At 45.6% G+C, this 14564-nt stretch carries 11 protein-coding genes; 3 read left to right on the plus strand and 8 right to left on the minus strand.

The genetic code is table 11. The features are described from left to right. Position 1: 1 nt before the first annotated feature. Positions 2–478 (minus strand): nuclear transport factor 2 family protein, encoded by a 477-nt coding sequence (locus ACFFJH_RS15640; RefSeq protein WP_390213866.1) that lies wholly within the window; start codon positions 476–478, stop codon positions 2–4. A gap of 6 nt (positions 479–484) precedes the next feature. Continuing rightward, positions 485–838, minus strand: coding sequence for a hypothetical protein (locus tag ACFFJH_RS15645; protein WP_390213867.1), 354 nt, complete (start codon positions 836–838; stop codon positions 485–487). A gap of 333 nt (positions 839–1171) precedes the next feature. Between ACFFJH_RS15645 and ACFFJH_RS15650 the strand changes: the two genes are divergently transcribed. After that, a complete protein-coding gene (locus ACFFJH_RS15650) occupies positions 1172–1945 on the plus strand; it encodes a DUF481 domain-containing protein (RefSeq protein ID WP_390213868.1) in 774 nt (257 codons plus the stop codon). A 139-nt stretch (positions 1946–2084) separates the two neighbouring features. Here ACFFJH_RS15650 and putA read toward each other — a convergent pair whose 3' ends face one another. Continuing rightward, a complete protein-coding gene (gene putA, locus ACFFJH_RS15655) occupies positions 2085–5747 on the minus strand; it encodes a trifunctional transcriptional regulator/proline dehydrogenase/L-glutamate gamma-semialdehyde dehydrogenase (protein ID WP_390213919.1) in 3663 nt (1220 codons plus the stop codon). Between the two features lie 176 nt (positions 5748–5923). On the opposite strand from putA, the gene ACFFJH_RS15660 reads away from it, so the two are divergent. Next, positions 5924–6382, plus strand: coding sequence for an Lrp/AsnC ligand binding domain-containing protein (locus ACFFJH_RS15660; RefSeq protein WP_186891595.1), 459 nt, complete (start codon positions 5924–5926; stop codon positions 6380–6382). A gap of 139 nt (positions 6383–6521) precedes the next feature. Here ACFFJH_RS15660 and ACFFJH_RS15665 read toward each other — a convergent pair whose 3' ends face one another. After that, positions 6522–7775 (minus strand): hypothetical protein, encoded by a 1254-nt coding sequence (locus tag ACFFJH_RS15665; protein ID WP_390213869.1) that lies wholly within the window; start codon positions 7773–7775, stop codon positions 6522–6524. A gap of 272 nt (positions 7776–8047) precedes the next feature. On the opposite strand from ACFFJH_RS15665, the gene pabB reads away from it, so the two are divergent. Continuing rightward, positions 8048–9910 carry an aminodeoxychorismate synthase component I gene (pabB, locus tag ACFFJH_RS15670; protein WP_390213870.1) on the plus strand — a complete coding sequence of 621 codons (1863 nt, stop codon included), beginning with the start codon at positions 8048–8050 and terminating at the stop codon, positions 9908–9910. A 10-nt stretch (positions 9911–9920) separates the two neighbouring features. Here pabB and ACFFJH_RS15675 read toward each other — a convergent pair whose 3' ends face one another. The 4 genes from ACFFJH_RS15675 to gpmA form a co-directional block, all read right to left on the minus strand. Further along, positions 9921–10676, minus strand: a complete 756-nt coding sequence (locus ACFFJH_RS15675; protein ID WP_390213871.1) for a HesA/MoeB/ThiF family protein — start codon at positions 10674–10676, stop codon at positions 9921–9923. Between the two features lie 106 nt (positions 10677–10782). After that, positions 10783–12285 (minus strand): S41 family peptidase, encoded by a 1503-nt coding sequence (locus ACFFJH_RS15680; protein ID WP_390213872.1) that lies wholly within the window; start codon positions 12283–12285, stop codon positions 10783–10785. 90 nt (positions 12286–12375) lie between these two features. After that, positions 12376–13764: a murein hydrolase activator EnvC family protein gene (locus tag ACFFJH_RS15685; RefSeq protein ID WP_390213873.1), complete on the minus strand. Its 1389-nt coding sequence runs from the start codon at positions 13762–13764 to the stop codon at positions 12376–12378. A 5-nt stretch (positions 13765–13769) separates the two neighbouring features. After that, positions 13770–14516 (minus strand): 2,3-diphosphoglycerate-dependent phosphoglycerate mutase, encoded by a 747-nt coding sequence (gene gpmA / locus ACFFJH_RS15690; RefSeq protein ID WP_390213874.1) that lies wholly within the window; start codon positions 14514–14516, stop codon positions 13770–13772. Between the last annotated feature and the right edge of the window lie 48 nt (positions 14517–14564).

The following is a 14564-nucleotide window of genomic DNA, read 5'->3' on the forward strand; positions in this document are numbered from 1 at the left end:
ATTAAATTGAAGATTGACTAGCGGTAAATTTTGCCAAACCCGCAGCGGCTTGTCCTCTGATCTTATTTTGCACCATAGGAAAAGCGCCGAATAGCCAACCAGCGAGGCCCAAAGCCTGACGGCACCATTTCCATAAATTGAAATGATCTTGATGACGACAAATTTTACCGTCACGAAACTCAAAGTTCGCCTCAATCCGGTTCACTACCATACGTCCAGTTTGACTAAAACGATAAGTGGCAACCCAAGATGCACGACCTCGCGTCGCATCTGCTGCAACACCATCAAAGCTCAGAGAAAAATCTTCCGCCCGACTGGTCAGCATGTGCCACATCGCGCCGACTTGCTTGCCGCGAAGACGAGGAAAAACCGGATCTGAAAATTCGATATCATCGGCATAGCACGCGGCCATAGCGATAGCATCGCGGCGTTGAAAAGCTTGATAAAATTCTTGGATTAATTGAGCGTTAGGATGCATATATTTTTAATGTGAACTGGCGGAAGCGGATGCCGATGCAGAGCTAGAGGCAGAAGCTGAGCTGGATTCTGAGGCTGCGGCACTTGCGGTAGCCGTCGGTTTTATTTCAACAATATTATTTTCGCGCATGTAGTCGTTCATTTCTTTCCAACCGGCATACACCGCAGCACGTGAGGCATCAGGATTCATTGCATAGCAATCTTCTATACCACGTCCCGCATGGCGACATGCACTACCTGTCGCGCGCGCATCAGCCTCTCGAATAGCTGCATCTTTTGCAGGATCAGGAACACCAAGACGTTCACAAGCGCTAAGGAAACACAAGCTAAACAACAAAGGGCAAATCAAGGTAGTACGCATCACATCACCAATTCAATCAAAATAAAGCTTAGTGTAGAACAGAAAAGACTCTGCATTATCGACTTCTGTCATTTTCTTTCGATTTAATACAACAATCAAATTTGTTTTACCTCAATCGTACTTTACTCGCCTTACTCACCTTAGATGGTCAACCACGATTGCAGAGTGACGTTATGAATAACTTGATTCAGTACGATTAAGCGCGATGAATTCGCGTTACCTGACTGAACATCATAATCGACGATATAATTCCCGCGCTTAGTATTGATATACGACAGAACTATGCAGCACTAAGCAGCACCAAGTACAGACCCGAATCAACAAGGAAATTCCATGCATTACCTCCGCATTATTACGCTAAGCTGCAAATCTCTCATGCTCTTGGGTTTCGCAATTACACACTGCAATCCAGTCCAAGCACAAACCATACAAGACGGTACTTGGCATGGTGGTATTTCCATTGGTGGCTCATTAGCTTCAAGCAATACCTCCTCGCAAACTTTTAACGTTGTTGCCAATACGAGCAAAGCGACCCCAGAAGATAAACTTGGCTTCTATAGTTTGATCAATTACGGCAGCAACAAAGTCAATAATATCAAAACCAATACCGCCCAATTACTACGTCTGGGTGGTCGTTATGATTACAATTTGTCTGATAGTAGTTTCTTTTTTGGTGGTAGCGAACTGGAGACGAATAAAATCCAAAATATCGATTCTCGTTATTCCATCAATGCGGGTGCTGGTTTTAAAATGATCAAGACTGATGAAACTAACTTTGATCTGTTCACTGGTATCGGTTTTTCAGAAACGCAATTTGGTACCACCATCCCACCATCGCCAACTAGCAAACGCGGCTTTGAGTTCTTATTAGGTGAAGAATCCACACACAAGATCAGCGAAACATCGAACATCAAACAACGTTGGGCCATTTATCCTGGCACTGGCGACATAGGAACTCGCAGCACGCTCGATATCAACCTCGCGACGGTGGTCGCAAATGGCTGGACTTTAAATGCTGGCGCAAGCTTAAGTTACACCAGCAAACCCAGCAATAACTTCAAAAGCACTAATAGCTTGATCACATTTGGCTTCGGCTACAAGTACTGAAACGCTTGAAAATTACCGTTCAAAAAAAACCGTATAAAACCAACTACATGGGCTTATACGGTTTTTTATTACTGCTCAATCCACCAACTACGATGCAGTGGTCGTTACAGATCTAACTTAACAAACTCAAATAGCAGATTTAATTTTGCAAACTCATCAAACTAGCATTACCGCCTGCGGCGGTGGTATTCACGCACAAAGCACGCTCAGCAACCAGACGCCATAATGGCACTTCAGTTTTAGCATCTGCCTGCACGATACACACAATTGCACCATTTAGTTGTGCAAATATTGGGCGATAGTTAGCCATGAGCTCAGGTGCTATCAAGGCGAATTGTGCATGCGCTTGGTTTGGATCAGCAACCACGATTGTATCGGCAACTAATTTTGGTAAGTCTGCCGGGATCAATTGTTTAGCCTGTACTTCTACGACTACGGTATTGCCTGTTGCTATCACCGCTGCAATTTGATTAAGCAGAGTCGCTACGTCACTCGCAGCGCAAAATACCCTGCCGCGAGAGGAGAACGCTAGCGTATTCGTTTCACCTGTTGGACCAGGCAACAACATCGTCATCTTGTAGGGATTTTGACGTGCATATTGGTCGGCTAACAAAGCGACATCGGCATGACCATGGGTTTTCGCCCAAATGGTGAAGGCGTCCAAAGCCGCGGGTGCTTGTTTTTCATACACCGTATTGCCACTAAAACTCATGGTCGGATTGTGTTGCAAGCGCTTCAGATACAAAGGACCACCGGCTTTAGGACCAGTGCCGGATTTACCTTCACCACCGAAAGGCTGCACACCCACCACCGCACCAACGATGTTACGGTTCACATAAATATTGCCGACATGCGCACGTTGTGTGATGAATTCGATTGTTTCATCAATACGAGAATGCACGCCCAGAGTCAAACCAAAACCTGTCGCATTAATCGCGTCAACCAAGGCTGGCAATTGATCGCGGTGGTAACGCAAAACGTGCAAGACTGGACCAAACACTTCTTTGGTCAATTCAGACAAAGAATTAATTTCCATCACAGTCGGTGCCACGAAGGTGCCGTTGCTGCAGCTTGCTGGTAACTCTAAACTATAAAAAGATTTAGCTTTGCCACGCATCGCGTCGATATGACTTTGCAGATTTTTTTGCGCTTCTGCATCAATCACAGGGCCGATATCCGTTGCCAAACGATCGGGAATACCGACACGCAATTCTTGCATCGCACCGCGCAGCATTTCTAAAGTTTTATCGGCGATATCTTCTTGCAAGCACAATACGCGCAACGCAGAACAACGCTGACCAGCACTGTCAAAAGCGGATGACAACACATCATTCACCACTTGTTCTGGCAAAGCACTACTATCAACGATCATCGCATTTTGACCACCGGTTTCAGCGATCAATGGAATATCGATGCCTTCTGCGACCGAGCGTTTGGCCAGAGTGCGATTGATGATTTGCGCAACTTCTGTCGAACCGGTAAAAATCACGCCTTTAACGCGGCTATCGGCAACCAATTGCGCACCAACCACTTCACCTGTACCTGGTAAGAATTGTAAAGCGCCGACTGGCACGCCCGCTTCGTGCATCAGTTGAATCGCGCGATGCGCGATCAAGGGCGTTTGCTCGGCTGGTTTTGCTAACACCACGTTACCGGCAGCCAAAGCGGCACTGACTTCACCGATAAAAATCGCGAGTGGGAAGTTCCATGGGCTGATACACACCACTGGACCCAACGCCTGCGTTTGTGGTTGGTTTTCGACTTGCGCTGCGTAATAACGCAAGAAATCCACCGCTTCACGCACTTCGGCTAAAGCATTCGGTAAGGATTTACCTGCTTCGCGAATCGCTAAAGCCATGAAATCTAAAGTCTGTGCTTCTAACAAATCACCCGCTTTACTCAAGCACGCGGCACGTGCCGCGGGCGTTTGATTTTGCCATTCTGCTGCATACGCTTGTGCTGCCGCCAGAGCTGTCTGTACGTCGTTAGCATCTGCTTCGATGACTTGACCAACTACATCGCTGTGGTTCGCTGGATTCAGAACTGGACGTGCGCTTGTTGCTGACACCGTGCCTGCCAACAGCGGCGTTGCTGTCAAGGCTTGCTGGCTGAATGCGCTGAAATGCGCGCTAATTTTTTGCAATTGCAATTCATTGCTGAAATCCATGCCCGCAGAATTTTGACGTTCTTTGCCGAACAAATTCGCTGGCAAATTGATGCCACTATGCATTTTGCCAGCGAGCTTACTTGCAATGCTGATCGGATCTTCGATCAAAGAATCAATCGAGATTTTTTCATCCACGATTTGATTCACAAAAGAAGAGTTCGCACCGTTTTCTAACAAGCGACGAACCAAATACGCTAACAAAGTTTGATGCGAGCCGACGGGTGCATAAATACGGCAAGGCTTATTCAACTTATCCGCGCCTACCACTTGATCGTACAAAGTTTCGCCCATGCCGTGCAGACATTGGAATTCGTAATCCGTGACTTTCGCTTCTTGCGCCCAGCTATAAATCGTCGACAAAGTTAAGGCATTATGCGTTGCGAATTGTGGGTAAATCACATCGGTGACCGCCAATAACTTTTGCGCACACATCAGGTAAGACACATCGGTATACACCTTACGTGTATAGACGGGGAAGCCAGGCATGCCATCAACTTGCGCACGTTTAATTTCAGAATCCCAATACGCACCTTTGACCAAACGCACCATGAATTTACGACCGCTACGACGTGCTAAATCGATCAAATAATCAATCACAAACGGGCAGCGTTTTTGATAAGCCTGCACAACAAAACCTATGCCTTCAAAGCCTTCTAAGTCTTTGTCGAAAGCCAGTGCTTCCATCAAATCTAAAGACAATTCCAGACGATCCGTTTCTTCTGCATCGATATTCAAACCGATGTTGTACTGCTTCGCTAATACCAACAGTTTTTTCAACAGTGGTAGTAACTCTTCCATCGTACGCGCACGTTGCGCACGTGAGTAGCGTGGATGCAAAGCGGACAGCTTAACGGAAATACCTGGTCCATCTTTGATACCGCGACCATTCGACGCTTTACCGATCGCATGAATCGCCGTTTCGTAAGCTTTGTAATAGAACGCAGCGTCGTGCATAGTCAGCGCCGCTTCGCCCAACATATCGTAAGAATAACGATAGCCGCGCGCCTCATTTTCTTGGCTGTTTTTTAAAGCTTCATCAATGGTTTGACCTGTGACGAATTGGTTGCCGAGCATGCGCATCGCCAAATCCACGCCTTTACGAATCAAAGGCTCACCGCCTTTTGCGATCAAACGCGTCAATGCCGAACCCAAGCCTTGGTCGCTATTGGTGCTGACCAATTTGCCTGTGACCAGCAAACCCCAAGTCGCCGCATTCACAAACAAGGAAGGCGATTCGCCCAAATGTTTGCGCCAATCGCCTTTGCTAATTTTGTCGGCGATCAATCTATCTTTGGTCGCCGCATCAGGAATCCGCAACAATGCTTCCGCCAAACACATCAAAGCCACGCCTTCTTCTGATGACAAAGAAAATTCATGCATCAGTGCATCTACACCGGACGCACGGGTGCGCTGTTGCCGTACAGAACTGACTAATTTCTTCGCGAGCTCATGAATGTTGTTTTTTGCTGCAGGTATTTCCTGCAAATTTTCTAACAACCAAGCAACCGCCTCGGCTTCGTCGCGACGATAAGCTTCAGTAATTTTGACTAGTAAGGTAGAAGGATTTGCCAGCAACTCTTGCTGCAAAGCGTGGAAAGGCGTGTCGCTTGTGGTTGGATTCATGGAAGGATTCATCATTTATTTATAAAAGCAAATATGATTTAATTGTATAGATCATTGGCGAGGATTAATTCTGGAAATTCTGAGGTATATCGAAATATTCTATTTTGTGCGACAATTCCGCCAAATATTATTAATAAGCCTCAAATCACACGTAATAATTACTCAACTACTACTAACAATGCCTTCTTATGCTAGACAAAATCAGTAAAAGAATCTTGGCCGAATTACAGAATGACGGCCGCATCAGTAATGTAGAACTTGCTACGCGCGTTAACTTGTCCCCAGCAGCATGCTTGGAACGTGTTCGCAAATTGCAAGAATCAAACTACATTCTAGGCTATACCGCCCAACTTAATCCACACTTACTCGATGTTGCCTTACTTGTTTTTATCGAAGTGGTATTAGATCGTACGACACCCGACGTGTTTGACGCCTTCAAGCGTGGCGTGCAAGCGATCCCTGAAGTGCTGGAATGTCATATGGTCGCCGGTGGTTTTGATTATTTGGTCAAAGCGCGGGTCAAAGACATGAATGCGTATCGCGATTTTCTAGGAAAATCTTTACTGCAATTAAGTGGGGTACGAGAAACCCACACTTATGCGGTAATGGAAGAAGTCAAAAATACGACCGCTTTGCCTATCAAATAGTATTTCAAATACCATGCTAAAAAGCAAAAAGCAGTAAGGTCACCCTTACTGCTTTTTTGTTTGTAGAGCAAATTGAGTCAACAAACCGATGTTAAGAAAATAAAAAAACAATGCAGCATCATTGCTCTTTATTTTCAGATTATTTCATCAGCATCCAATACTGTGCCAACTCCATAACGCCATCCGTACCCTGTACCGTCTTCAATACTTCAAATGCTTTTTCTTTGTTACCTGCTTGCAGATACGCCATACCTAAGTGTAATTTAGCTTCTTCTGGGGATTTCAATCCACCCTTAGCGATACCTTGTTCGATCAAGCTAATACCGCGTTCATGTTGACCATTAATCACAAGGTTATAGCCCATATTGACCATACCCAAACCTGTTTTAGCAGCTTTGGCAGACGCTTCACCTGCATCTAAAGTTTTCGCATCGTCGGCGGCTTGCTTCGTCGCTTTATCTAACAGGGGCTTATGCTTAGCCACCATTTTGCCTGTCCCTAGCAAATTCGCTTTGTAACCAGCTTCCATGATGTGTTTAGCTTCTAGTGGCAAACCTGCCAACAATGCCGTTTCAGCCATCTCCATGAACTGAGAACCATCTTCCATGGTGTCAGTCGCGAGCAATAAGCGATACCAATCTAAACGCAGTCGATCATTGAATCCTGGCTTATTTGGCAAACGATATAACAAGTCTGCCCAATATTCTTTCGTGGGATGATATTTAACCAGCAGCTCTAACGCCTTAGTGGAACCTTCAACATCCTTCATTTTCATACTTGAACCGTGCAACAAGCGCAAACGTGTTTCACCAGGTACACGTTTTGCAGCCTCATCAGCAGCAATTTGTATCTTCACCGCTTTAGCAGCATTGGCATAATCATCGCTCAGATAGTAATTTTGCACTTCCAAGTCTTGCATCATTACGTTGTTTGGGTCCATTGCCAAATAACGTTTAGTCCAGATTTGCGCTTCTTTGTATTTTTTTCCGTTGTAATAGATACCCGCCATCGCTTCCGTGTACTTTAATTTTTCCGCTGCGGTCAAAAATTCACCATTAATCATCTCTTCAAAACAAGTCGCCAATAACTCGTTGTCATTAGTGCCAGAAGCGATCACAGCCTTGGTTCGGCTAAGGAAAAAATTTTCATAAGGCGTTTTGTTTTCGAATTTACTTAATCCATTAATTTTTTCTAATGCCTCAGGAAATTTTTTATCATTAATCAATGCTTGAATTTCTTGCCATGGTTTGGTCCACTCAGCACGAATAACTTCTTTAGATTGATCTTTCTTTTCCGCAGTTTGCGCTTGCGCTGAGATAGGAAGCAGAGTAATTGCACTAGTTCCAAGGGCTAACAGGAGTGCCGCCAAGGCGATAGGAGATTTTTTTGTCATGGCAATATAATTAAAATAAGCGAGGTAAATAAATAAAACGCAACCTGATGTTTTACGCATGGTCTAAACGAATTAGAGCCGCTTCGTGAGCGCATTATAGCGCGTTTGTGGCGTCTCTCTACAGCTAACGCTAACGATTGAATTTGGTTACACATTTTTTGTTTTTTTGCGGCTTTTAACTTTAGTTAACAAAAGTTTCAACAAAACAAAGCGGCGCATGATTTTAAAACTACGAGTAAACTAACGCGGATTCTAATCTCCACGTATCGACTGTGTCTTCTACCTTTCAAGCGCCTGACATTTCTTTTGATCCGCATCATTGTTTCGCCTTGCTCGATGACGCGCGCAGTGATGGTCCCTGCTCACGCCTCTATTCTAGATACCGACAAACGCTGACATGCCCTCAAATTACAGACTGGGATTTGGTGTGGCAACAAGTGCAAGAAACTTTAAATGCCGGACATTTTGTAGTGGCATTACTCAGCTATGAAACTGGCGCGCAGTTACAAGCTATCGAGACTCGCGAACAACTTGATCAGCAAAGTAGCGTTTCACAATTTCTTATTTTTGAACGTTGCCAACAACTAGACAAAGAAAGCATCTTGTCATGGCTAGAACGACATAGTCAAAATCAAATTGCAGGCATTCGACAATTACATGCGAATGTCACGGCGGAGGCATTTACTTCGGCGATAGAACAAATCCGCGCATATATTGCAGCGGGCGATACCTATCAGGTTAACTATACTTATCGCTTACATTTTCAAAGCTATGGTTCAGCGCTTAACTTATATTTAGCACTGCGCCGACGTCAGCCTGTGCCTTACGGCGCGTTTATTCATTTGCCCGATGGTTCCGCGATTTTATCTTTCTCGCCCGAGCTTTTCATTCGCCACATGACAGGACATTTGTTCGCACGACCAATGAAGGGAACTGCAGCCGCCAGCGGTGATGAAGTCCAAGACCAATTGACAGCAACAGCCTTAAGTCAAGATCCCAAGAATCGCGCTGAAAATCTGATGATCGTTGATTTGCTGCGCAATGACTTGGGTCGCATCGCACGCACAGGTAGCGTTAAAGTGCCGGCGCTATTTGAAGTCAATCGCTACTCTAGCGTATTGCAAATGACGTCCAGCATAGAAGCGCAATTGCGTCCTGAATTGAATTTGGCAGAAGTCATGCGCGCGCTATTTCCCTGTGGCTCCATTACTGGCGCGCCAAAACATAGGACGATGGAAATCATACGCGAACTGGAAACCGAAGATCGTGGTATCTACACGGGCGCAATAGGTTGGTTCGATCCGCCGGCTTCGCAAGAACGTTTGGGTGATTTTTGTTTATCGGTACCGATTCGGACCTTGCAACTCAGCGCGACCAATCCGCAAGGAATGCGCAAGGGTAGTATGGGAGTCGGTGCTGGCATCGTGTATGACAGTAGGGCAAATGCAGAATTTGCCGAGTGCCAGCTGAAAGCAAAATTTCTCACTGGTTTACAGCCGGCATTTGAGTTATTTGAAACCATGTATGCGACTCGAACAGATGGTTGTCGCCATCTGAGTCGTCACCTACAACGCCTACAAAACTCTGCGGACTTTTTTGGATTTATATTTGATCAGGCAAAAATTATTGACGAATTAAATTCATACTACGCACAGCTCGCAAGCGATACCGACTATCGCTTGCGTCTTGGTTTGCGATCAGATGGTCAACTACAAATTCAACACGCGCCATTGCAAGCATTGACTACACCCGTAAAACTATTCTTCAAAAATGAAGTATGCGCAACCGAAGCCTTATTTTTGAAGCACAAAAGCAGCCATAGACAAATCTACGACGCCGCCTGGAAAGCAGCAGAGCAAGCAGGCGGATTTGACTATTTATTCGTCAACCGTGAAGCTCATGTGACGGAGGGCGGACGTAGTAATTTATTCGTGCGGATTGGTCAGAATTGGTACACACCACCGCTCAGCGATGGTGTACTACCGGGCATCATGCGCGCGATTCTGTTGGAAGATCAGCATCTGCGAGCACAGGAAAAATCCTTGACGATAGAAGACGTTTTAGTGGCGGATGAAATTATGCTTTGCAATGCCTTGCGTGGTACTTTGTCGGCGACCTTAGTTGTACAGTCTTAATTGTTCAGTCTTAGTCATGTGGCCTCCCGCAAACCGGACAATCACTATTTTTGCTAAAGCCTATGGTATTCCATTCCATCGTTAACGTATCGAGCAACAAAAGGCGTCCTGCAGTAGATTGGCCTAAACCCATGACCAACTTCAAGGCTTCTGCTGCTTGCATAGTGCCGATAATGCCCACCAGAGGTGCAAAGACGCCCATAGTTGAACATTGCACTTCTTCGAATTGCTGATCAGGTGGGAATAAACATGCGTAGCACGGCGCATCTTTAATACGCGTATCAAACACGCTAAGCTGTCCGTCAAATGAAATCGCAGCGCCCGATACCAGCGGCACACCCGCCTTCACACATGCGGCATTCACAGCATGACGAGTAGTAAAATTATCGCTGCAATCTAAAACGACCGTAGCACTTTCGATCAATGTTTGCAGACGTTCGCCTTGTAAACGTTCTTTTAAAGCGACGATGGTGATTTCTGGATTAAGCGCTTGCAAACTGATTTTTGCCGAATCCACTTTATGCTGACCAACACGCTCAGTGGTATGCAAAATCTGCCTCTGCAAATTAGTCAAATCAACTGCATCATCATCGACGATCGTTAACTTGCCGATACCAGCGCTGGCCAAATACAAGGCCGCAGGCGAACCCAAACCACCCGCACCAATGACCAAAGCATGCGCAGCAAGGATTTTTTGTTGACCTTCTATTCCGATTTGATCCAACAGGATATGACGTGAATAGCGTAGCAGTTGGTTGTCGTTCATTTTTTGTCTTTACCGCTGAATACCCACATCTTGCAAACCACGCAAACTAAGCTAAGCTAAGCTCCAAGATGAGGGCATGTAGCTATTTGATATTTAAAGCAGCGCTTTATTTTTTCTTTGGCTCTGCTTTCTTATCCGCTTTGCTTTTTACGGGTGCTGCGGCAGTTGCTGCAGTAGTCACAGGAGATGTTGCGGCATCCGATGTTTTCACCGCGACTAATTTCACTGGCAAGCCTTTCAAATGATTCAAGGCTTGCGCCAACTGAAAATCATCTTTACTGCCATACTCTAAGGCCTTGCTTTTCTTTGCCAATGCGATCAGACGTTTTTCTTCTTCCAGCTCATCCACCGCAGTTTTCTCCACCTCGGCTTCTTTTTCCGCTTCTTTATCATTACTTAAATGCTTGACCAAATCCGCTTCGCGCGAGCGTAAGGCGTTAAAACCATCACCGTCAGCCGTTTCTTCTACATGTAAATCCGGCGTAATGCCTTTCGCCTGAATAGCTCGGCCTAACGGCGTGTAATAACGCGCCGTTGTAATTTTGATTCCCGTATCAGCGGAAATCTGATGCACAGTTTGCACCGAGCCTTTACCAAAACTCTGTGTCCCCAACACAACCGCACGACGATAATCCTGCAATGCGCCAGCCACAATTTCCGATGCAGATGCGGTGCCCGTATTAATCAAAACCACAATCGGGACGGTTTTAATTGCGGCAGGCAATTTCGCCAAAGGATCGCCGCCACCGGTGCCGTTGACATAAAACTCGCGCTTGGCGAAATAAGTACGCTTGGAATCTTCAACCTGTCCATTGGTAGAAACCACTGCCACATCTTTTGGCAAAAACGCCGCAGATACACCGACCGCGCCAGGCAGCACACCGCCTGGATCATTTCGTAAATCTAAAACCAAACCTTTCAATGCCGGATCTTGCGCATACAAGGCATTGATTTTTTTCACCATGTCTTCCACCGTCGGCTCTTGGAATTGCGAGATACGCAACCAAGCATAACCAGGTTCTATCACTTTGCCTTTAACGCTATGTTGCTTGATTAATTCGCGTGTCAAAGTCACGACGATAGGCTTATCTTCCGTCTTACGCGCTATGGTTAAGGTTATCTTAGAATTCGGTTCTCCACGCATTTTTTTGACCGCATCATCGATACTTAAACCTTTAATTGGTGCGCCATCAATACGAGTAATCAGGTCACCTGGTTGTATGCCAGCGCGGTAAGCGGGAGAGTCTTCGATAGGCGAGACGATTTTGACATAGCCATCTTCCATTGCGACTTCGACACCCAAGCCAACAAATTTGCCTTCGGTTCCCTCACGTAATTCCTTAAACGCTTTTTTGTCCAGATAAGCGGAATGGGGATCAAGTGAACTCACCATGCCATTCATCGCTTCGGTCAAAAGTTTTTCGTCATCAATCGGTTCTACGTAGTCCGATTTGATCATGCCAAACACCTCTGAAAATTCACTGAGTTTTTCCAGAGGCAAAGGGCCGCCTCCCATTTTTTGCGCGAGGGCAGAATACTGCAAGGACGCGGCAATACCCGCGACCACGCCAAAACCGATCAAACCAAAATTTTTTAATTTACTACCCATAATTCCCAACGGATTTGACCGCAAAAAATAATTAAAAACTTACCGTGAATTAGTTTGCTCACTTGTAGAGCTGCTTGTGTCACTCCAAGTTTATTTACGCACCCAATTCAGAGGATCAAACACCTGACCTTTGTAACGCATTTCAAAGTATAGTCCGGTTTCTTCATTGCCGCCGCTATTGCCCGCATTGGCTATCGTGTCACCTGCCTTCACCATATCGCCTACATGTTTCAGAACAGCTTGCGTATTGCTATAAAGACTTAAATATTGACCACCGTGATCGAGAATAATCATATTGCCAAAACCACGTAACCATTCAGCGAAAACCACTTTACCTGGCGCGATAGCTTTGATTTCCGCCCCTTCGCTCGCCTTTATAAATAAGCCTTTCCAACTAGGACCGTCACCGCGCTTATTTCCAAATTTAGCGATCAACTCGCCCTTCACCGGCAAACGTAACTGTCCTTTCAAACGACCAAATTCTTGTCCGTCCAAAGCACTTGGGACGGGTGTTTGATCCACCTTGAGATTTTTATTGTCTTCAACATCATTCACGACTTTGCCTGAATGTTTATTCTGACCCGCTATTTGTTTGTCGCGTTGGGCTTTTTCCTGTGCTAACCGTTCTTTACGCTGCTTCTCTTGCAAGGCAAGGCGGGCCTGTTCCGCTTTCGCTTGTTCTTCCATTAATTTGTTCAAGCGCGTCACCAAATTACTCAAACGTTGTTCATCTTTTTGCAGATTTTCAGCCTCTTTCTTTTGCGCGTGTAATTTACTCGCTAATTCTGATAGTAAAGCGGTATGACGTTTTTTCTCTTTTTCTAGACCTTTTTTATGCTCGCGCTCTTCTTGCGCGATCTCGTCTAATTCATCTTTGGTCTCTTGCGCCGCTACTTTATTTTTTTCTATTTCTTCTAAACTAGTGCGCAAAGCTGCGATCAATTTGGCCTGAGTCTGTGACACATAACTCATGTAATGGATATCGCGATTAATGCGATTCGGATTATCTCCGGATAACAATAATTTCATTCGGTCGCTATCGCCATGCATATACTGACGGCGTAAGAAATCAGACAACTGCTTTTTTTGTTGCTCAACTTGCGCAGTCAAACGAACCTGCTCGGCGATCAATTGATTCAGCCGCTCGTTGGCTTGTTGCTGCTCTATCTGCAAGTCACGAATAGAACGGTTAGCCTCGGATATCGCTTGCTCAGAATCCTCCAAAGCATCGCTGGCTCGCTCTTTAGCGGATTCTGTTTTACTAATATCTTTCTTTAGGGCTTTGAGTTTTTGTTGTAACTCAACCCGCGTTGCCTCTGCCTGTTTTTTTTCTTTGGCACGATTGCTTTGAGCATAGGTCGGATCCGACCAAGCGCCCAACATGCCGACTAAACTACATGCCAGACAAACCGCTTTTACACCTCGGCGTAAATACGGTTTGTTGGGATGTTGCAGCTTTTGCTGTAAAGAAAACGGCATTCGGCTTACTTCGACTTTCCTTGACTCGCCACCGCCGCTAATGCAGCAGCGATTGCTTCTTGGTCACCGAGGTAATAGCTCTTAATCGGTTTCAAGTCAGCATCCAGCTCATATACCAAAGGCTGTCCGTTAGGAATATTCAAATTTACGATGGCGTCATCGCTGATGCCATCTAACATTTTGATCAAGGCACGCAAACTATTTCCATGGGCAGAAACAATGATGCGTTTGCCCGCACGAATTGCTGGCGCGATGGAATCATCCCAGGCTGGAACCACGCGCGCCACCGTGTCTTTTAAGCATTCAGTTAAAGGAATCTGAGCACGTTGCAAACCTGCATAGCGTGGATCATTAAACGAGGTACGTTCGTCATTCTCGTCCAAAGGATTCGGCGGCGTGTCATAACTGCGGCGCCATACTAAAACTTGCTCGTCGCCATATTTGGCGGCTGTTTCTGCTTTGTTCAAACCTTGCAAAGCACCGTAGTGACGTTCATTCAAACGCCAATCATGTTGCACTGGCAACCACATCAAATCCATCTCATCCAAAGTGCCCCACAAAGTACGAATCGCACGTTTCAAGACCGAGGTATAAGCCAAATCGAATGTGAATCCTGCATCTTTCAGCAACTTACCGGCTTGGCGCGCTTCTGCAACGCCTTTTTCGGTCAGATCAACATCGGTCCAACCAGTAAAACGATTATCGAGGTTCCAAGTGGATTCGCCGTGACGCATCAATACAATTTTATACATGATATTTGCTTGGTATTTGCTTAAATTAGCTGAGTTTAAGATGGGTTT

The sequence above is a fragment of the Affinundibacterium danionis genome (assembly GCF_042432465.1).
Classification (GTDB): Bacteria; Pseudomonadota; Gammaproteobacteria; order Burkholderiales; family Burkholderiaceae_D; genus Undibacterium; species Undibacterium danionis.